Annotated in this window: 5 protein-coding genes; 1 reads left to right on the top strand and 4 read right to left on the bottom strand. The window is 50.4% G+C overall.

Features of this window, described 5'->3' with window-relative positions:
- Positions 1-62: 62 nt before the first annotated feature.
- Positions 63-446, top strand: a complete 384-nt coding sequence (locus CAG65_RS11365) for a cytochrome b562 (RefSeq protein ID WP_161453703.1) — start codon at positions 63-65, stop codon at positions 444-446.
- Here CAG65_RS11365 and CAG65_RS11360 read toward each other — a convergent pair.
- The 4 genes from CAG65_RS11360 to uhpT all read right to left on the bottom strand — a co-directional run bounded on the left by CAG65_RS11360 (position 443) and on the right by uhpT (position 5,451).
- On the bottom strand, positions 443-1,786 hold the full coding sequence (locus tag CAG65_RS11360; protein ID WP_021706481.1) for an MFS transporter: 1,344 nt from the start codon (positions 1,784-1,786) through the stop codon (positions 443-445). The two genes, CAG65_RS11365 and CAG65_RS11360, sit on opposite strands and share 4 nt — an antisense overlap.
- An 8-nt stretch (positions 1,787-1,794) precedes the next feature.
- Entirely contained in the window at positions 1,795-3,303 is a 1,509-nt protein-coding gene (uhpB, locus tag CAG65_RS11355; RefSeq protein WP_161453702.1) for a signal transduction histidine-protein kinase/phosphatase UhpB, read from the bottom strand.
- On the bottom strand, positions 3,303-3,908 hold the full coding sequence (gene uhpA / locus CAG65_RS11350; RefSeq protein ID WP_161453701.1) for a transcriptional regulator UhpA: 606 nt from the start codon (positions 3,906-3,908) through the stop codon (positions 3,303-3,305). The genes uhpB and uhpA overlap by 1 nt, the downstream gene beginning before the upstream one ends.
- A 148-nt stretch (positions 3,909-4,056) precedes the next feature.
- On the bottom strand, positions 4,057-5,451 hold the full coding sequence (gene uhpT / locus CAG65_RS11345; protein ID WP_021706478.1) for a hexose-6-phosphate:phosphate antiporter: 1,395 nt from the start codon (positions 5,449-5,451) through the stop codon (positions 4,057-4,059).
- Positions 5,452-5,623 lie beyond the last annotated feature (172 nt).

The raw sequence follows: 5,623 nt of genomic DNA, 5'->3' as shown, positions 1-5,623 counted from the left end.
GTGCTGAAATGGTTGGTTTCGTTACACTTTCGCCACCTTCAAATAACAATTAAAGTTTTACAATGAAAAAGTTAATTCCGCTGCTGGCGTTAGTCGCTGCAACCAGTGTTTACGCATCAGGATCTGACCTGAAAGCGACCATGAAAGAGATGCGTGTTGAGTTTAAACATGCGGCTGAAGCACAGAATATTGAAGAGATGGACGCGCCGGTTGCGAACCTGACTCAGTTGGTAAATCAGGCCAAACTGGGTGTCTACCCACCTGAGAAGCAAGACCTTTATGAAGAAGGGTTTACTAAGCTAACTGTGGCGTTAGATGGTGTTAAAGCACATCTTCAAGCCGGTGAGCTTGAGCAAGCGAAAGAAGCGCTACGTCAGGTTGACGATCTGCGAGTTGAATACCACGATAAACGTAATCCAAGCATTTGGAGCAAGCTGTTTGGCTAAAGGTTTGTGCTGTTACTCAGGCGTGACTCCTGTGGGAATTGCGCCTGCAAAAAAGGCAACAGTAGTAAGCCGATCACCGCGGCACAAACGGATATGGTGACAAAGAATCCTGTCCAATGGTAATACTCCATGATCAATGCGAGTGGGTAACCAGCCAGAGCCGCACCCATATAAGCAAATAAACCAACAAAACCCGTAGCAGCTCCTGCCGAATCTTTGTGTGAGCATTCTGCCGCTGCCATGCCAATCAGCATCTGCGGGCCGAATACGAAGAATCCGATGGTAAAAAAGCCAGCGGACTGAAATACGAAATTGGTCAGTGGCATTAGCCACAACGCAGCGACCGAAAGAAAAATACCCATAGCGAAAATCAGGTTCATCGGGCCACGGTTACCTCCAAACAGACGGTCGGATCCCCATCCCGCGACCAAAGAGCCAATAAATCCCCCGACTTCAAACAGAGACAGTGCCGCATTCGCATTGATCAGGCTGTAGCCGTGTTGTTCTGTCAGGTAAAGATTACCCCAATCGTTGATTGCCGTGCGCACGATGTAGACCAGGACATAACTGAAAGCCAACAGCCAAATGTATTTGTTATTAAACACATAAGCTTTAAGGATCTCCGCCGGTTTGAGGCCCTGACCTTCATTTTCCTGAGCCAGCTCTAGCGGGTCTTTACGCCACTGTCCTACGGTTGGCAAGCCCATGGAAGTCGGCTTATCCCGCAAGCGCCAGCAGAGCAGGAGCCCAATTAATACACCGATCACACCGGGGACGATAAACCCTTGTCGCCAACTGTAGTGCAAGGTGAGGTATCCCACCAGCAACGGAATCATGGCGCCACCAACGTTATGTGCGGTATTCCATATTGCCCAACGGAATCCCCGCTCCGAACGCGAATACCAGGTCGTGAGCAATTTGGAGCAAGGTGGCCAGCCCCAACCTTGAAACCAGGCGTTCATCACCCACAGGCAGATAAATGCAGCAATTGAGCTCGACAGGCCAAACAGAATGTTGATGATGCCAGTGGCGATTAACCCCAACCCCATGAAGTATCTTGGATTGGAGCGGTCCGAAATGATGCCGGAGAGAAATTTAGACAGCCCGTACGTGACATAAAACAGAGTACCGATGATGCCGATGTCACCTTTATCCAACCCTAAGTCGGCGATCATGGCTGGCATGGCGTAATTAAACGTTTTACGCGTTAGATAAAACCCCGCATAACCCAAGTACATTCCGAGCATGATGTGTAGCCGCCAGTACTGGTATTTTTCACGAGTCTGAGCTTCATTCAGTGTCGCTGTGTAGGTCGGCATTGCGCGTAAAAGTCCGAACATTCCTGGCCTCATATTCTTGGTATTTGCACACGAATATGTGTGCCATTGGGTTGTGCACTTTCTGTGGTATGGCTGACAAGACTAAACTGGCCACCAAGAGCCTGAACTCGTTCTTGCATACCCCTTAAGCCGAGACCTTTCATTGAATCCTGAGGTTTAAATCCGATACCATTGTCCTTGATATCGAGGACAACCAGCTCGCTCAGACAAACCATAATGCGAATGTGACTGGCATGAGCGTACTTCTGGGCATTATTCAGCGCTTCCTGGCACAGCCGATAGAGGGTGACGCTGGTGGCATCATTCAGGGAGTCTGATTCTCCTTGCCACTCTATGGTCACATCTGTGCCTATGTGCTCAAACTCCATTTCTCGGACCAGTTGTTCTATGGCTTCGACCAGATTGAGGTCATCCAGCGTTTTGGGGCGCAAACGGGTGAGCAGGCCTTTGGTGGTGTCATAAACATTCAATGACAACGACTCAATCGTATCCGCACAATTGACGCCCATCTGATTGGTTTCAACACGTTTGATGATACTTGCTTGAGTGCGGATCGCAGTAATGTTCTGACCGATTTCGTCATGCAGTTCACGCGCCACTTCTTTACGTACGGATTCTTCCGCCTTTACTAGCTGCCGTGACAGGCTCTGATTGCGTGATAGCTCGTTACGCAGTTGCTGGTTTAAGTCTCGCTGGCGTTGCACCGTCATACCGAGCAAAATCCCCGTCAGAGTTTGGGCAGATAGGGACAAGAGAAGATCCGTGATTTCCAGTTGAGATACGCCACTGCGCGCGGCGATCAGCGCGATACTATTGAGCAGCGTGCCGAGTAGGGCACCTTGCCAGCCATAACGAACCGCGAGCAGAATGATCGGAATTGCCAGGCAAAAAGGCGCAAAACGGCGCAGTTCGTCAGGCAAACCGATTTGTAATGCGATACTGGCCGAAAACAGCAGAGAAAACAGCACTACTGGCCGGATCTGAAATTGGATCGGTCGAGAGATAAGATTTGAGGTGAGCGGGATCCAGGTACTCTGGAACAGGTAATTCCAGATCAGATAACAACTCGGAACCAGCATTAAGCCACCGGTAATGCTGACCAGCCAGACCATGTAGATCGATGAGACGTGCGAACTCACTGCCAGTACATTGATAAACGCGGTCGACAGGATCACTGCGGTCATGACGACTAAGCGTCGCCACTGAGAACCAAAATAGTAGCGTTTGGCCAGCCAGGTCACCGGAATGCTGAGCAGACTGGCGCCCAGAATAGTTAACCATTGCGGTTGCTCAAGCAACATCGCCAAAGCGATGGTGAGCAGCCATTCTGCAACGTAAGAGCAGGCCCAAAAGCGTGGACTGGTATGCAGAGTAATCCCGAGTCGTAGCGCAAATGGGAAGAACAGAATTGCCAGCTCTGGATCGTTAACGAAGTAGTATGAGATCACCCACAAACAGAACCAACTGCAACTGATCAGCAACCAGCCACTTAGGGATGTGAGCAGGAAACGGCGCATTACAAGGAGGTGTCCTGAAACAGTTTCGCCAGAGAGACATTATTTTTTACCCCTAGCTTATCCATCGCATTTGCCCGATGTACATGGACGGTTTTATGGCTTAGCCCCAGTTCTGCGGCCACGGCTTTGACTCCCAGGCCGGATGCCAGCATTTCGCAGACCTGACGCTCTCGTTTGGTCAATTGCGCCAGTGAAGGGCGGCTTTTTGGGGTTGCCAGCTTCAGGGCAATATCCGGCGTCAGGTAGCAGCCGCCGCTGGCGCTGGTGCGTACCGCCTGGATAAGCTCATCCGGACTACAACGTTTACTCAGGTAGCCCAGTGCACCAGCTTCCAACGCTTTTTCAACCATGGCTGGTGAGTCATGCACGCTGAGCATCACGCAAGCGATGCCGGATGGCAGCTCCTGCAGCAAAGTGAGCCCGCTCTCGTCTGGCATTGAGATGTCGAGAATACAGACGTTGGCGCCAGAGCCGGGTAAACCCCGTCGCGCTTCCGCAACCGAGCCGAATTCACCCACAATGTGAATATCCGTTTCCAGTCCGAGTAACTGGGCAAAACCGGACCGGACGATAATGTGATCATCTACGAGCGCGACATTAATCATAAGTGAGATTCTAACTGGACAAGAAAGCGGCATAACTTAGCGCCGGGATGGCGATTACGCAACCGAATTGATCAATAAAATGGGCCAGAAAATAAAAAAGCACGCCAACTGAATAACAGATGACGTGCCATTGGGGAAAGGTGAGCGATTAAGCCTGACGTTCAGCCAACTCTAGCTTCTTCGCACGGCGGATCTTTTTTTCTTCGGCAATCGCAACGAATGCCAGCAGAACAATACAGATCATCGCGGATGTATCCAGCGCAGCGAACGTGCCTTTCCAACCGGTTAGACCGAAGATTGGTGTACCGTCAGCGATCATACCGAGGCCGAGCTTAGCGAAGCTGTCGCCAATCAGGTAAGCGAACGTTCCTTTGATGCCATCCGCCACACTAATGGCTTTTTTCGGCACGAAACCAACCGCAGCCACACCGATCAGAAGTTGTGGACCAAACACCAGGAAGCCGAGTACGAACAGAGAAGCCAGATACATAAACTCATTAGCGGCGTGCTGGTAGAATTCCAGTGATACGATGATCAGCCCCAGTGAAACACAAGCAACCAAGGCGCGACGGCCATTGGCAAGATCTGACAGGTAGCCCCACATCAGTGTGCCAACCAGTGCACCAACTTCAAACAAGGTAAAGCCGGAGATGGCGGTTTCTTTAGATAAGCCCAATTCCTGATAGGCATAAACTGTAGACCATTGATCGATACCGATACGAACGATGTACAGGAAGATGTTGGCGAAACACAATAGCCAGATCACTTTGTTTTTTAGCACGTATTCAACAAAGATCTCACGTTTGGTCATCTGTTTCTCTTCGGCTGTAGTGTCTTCCTCGCTCACCGGCTCATCAAACAGCTCTTCAACCTTACCCAGACCATAAGCCTCAGGTGAGTCGCTGCCAAAACGCAGTCCGACAAAGCCGACGATAAGCGCAATGATCGACGGGAAGATAAACATACCGATAACATGACCATCAAACAGGACGTTCGCACCAAACAGCGCCACACCTGCAGCCCCCGCGCCACCAACGTTGTGCGACATGTTCCATAGCCCGAGGTACGAACCACGCTTGTTGCGCGGCGTCCATTTGGTGATGGTTGAATAGCTTGATGGGCCACCGGTACTCTGGAAGAAACCGCTTAGTGCGTAGAATGCCACCATCAGAAACAGACTGGCGCTGCCACCACCCATGCTGAAACTGAAACCGAGCATAGCTAGGCCCGACAAAATCAGCATAAACGGCAGGAACTGCTTGGTGTTTTTGCCATCGGCGTAATAAGAGACAACGGTTTTACCGATCCCGTATGTGATCGAGAACCCAAGACCGATCAAACCCAGTTCTGTCATCGACAGGCCATAGGTGGAGATCATGTCGTTTTGGGCGACGTTGAAGTTTTTGCGAATCAGGTACATCGTCATGTAACCGATAAACACCACCAGGTAAGACTGGATAAATGGCTTGAACCACATTTTGCGGCGGATCTCCACCGGCAGATCTAAGGTCGGTTTACGGACCTGTTCGAGTAGTTTAAACATGCGGAATCCTCAGACTCAGAAGTTGTCGCCGGGCTGGAAAGGGCCGGCAAATTAAAATGTGTTTACGCTGGCGAGAAGTGTAAGCCTGAGAGAAATGCATGACCTGAGAGCGAGACTTAGAAAAACTAGGAATATTTCCTAGAAATAGAATTGTCAGTAATAAAGCGTGAAT

Source organism: Vibrio sp. V39_P1S14PM300 (assembly GCF_009904765.1).
GTDB classification, from domain to species: Bacteria; Pseudomonadota; Gammaproteobacteria; order Enterobacterales; family Vibrionaceae; genus Vibrio; species Vibrio proteolyticus.
Note: the sequence above shows the minus strand (reverse complement) of the source record. Positions and strands in the feature narration are given on the sequence as shown.

Bases quoted from the DNA above. Each gene is read 5' to 3' on its own strand.
- uhpB (WP_161453702.1), bottom strand. From the start codon at position 3,303: ATGCGCCGTTTCCTGCTCACATCCCTAAGTGGCTGGTTGCTGATCAGT.
- uhpA (WP_161453701.1), bottom strand. From the start codon at position 3,908: ATGATTAATGTCGCGCTCGTAGATGATCACATTATCGTCCGGTCCGGT.
- CAG65_RS11360 (WP_021706481.1), bottom strand. From the start codon at position 1,786: ATGTTCGGACTTTTACGCGCAATGCCGACCTACACAGCGACACTGAAT.
- CAG65_RS11365 (WP_161453703.1), top strand. From the start codon at position 63: ATGAAAAAGTTAATTCCGCTGCTGGCGTTAGTCGCTGCAACCAGTGTT.
- uhpT (WP_021706478.1), bottom strand. From the start codon at position 5,451: ATGTTTAAACTACTCGAACAGGTCCGTAAACCGACCTTAGATCTGCCG.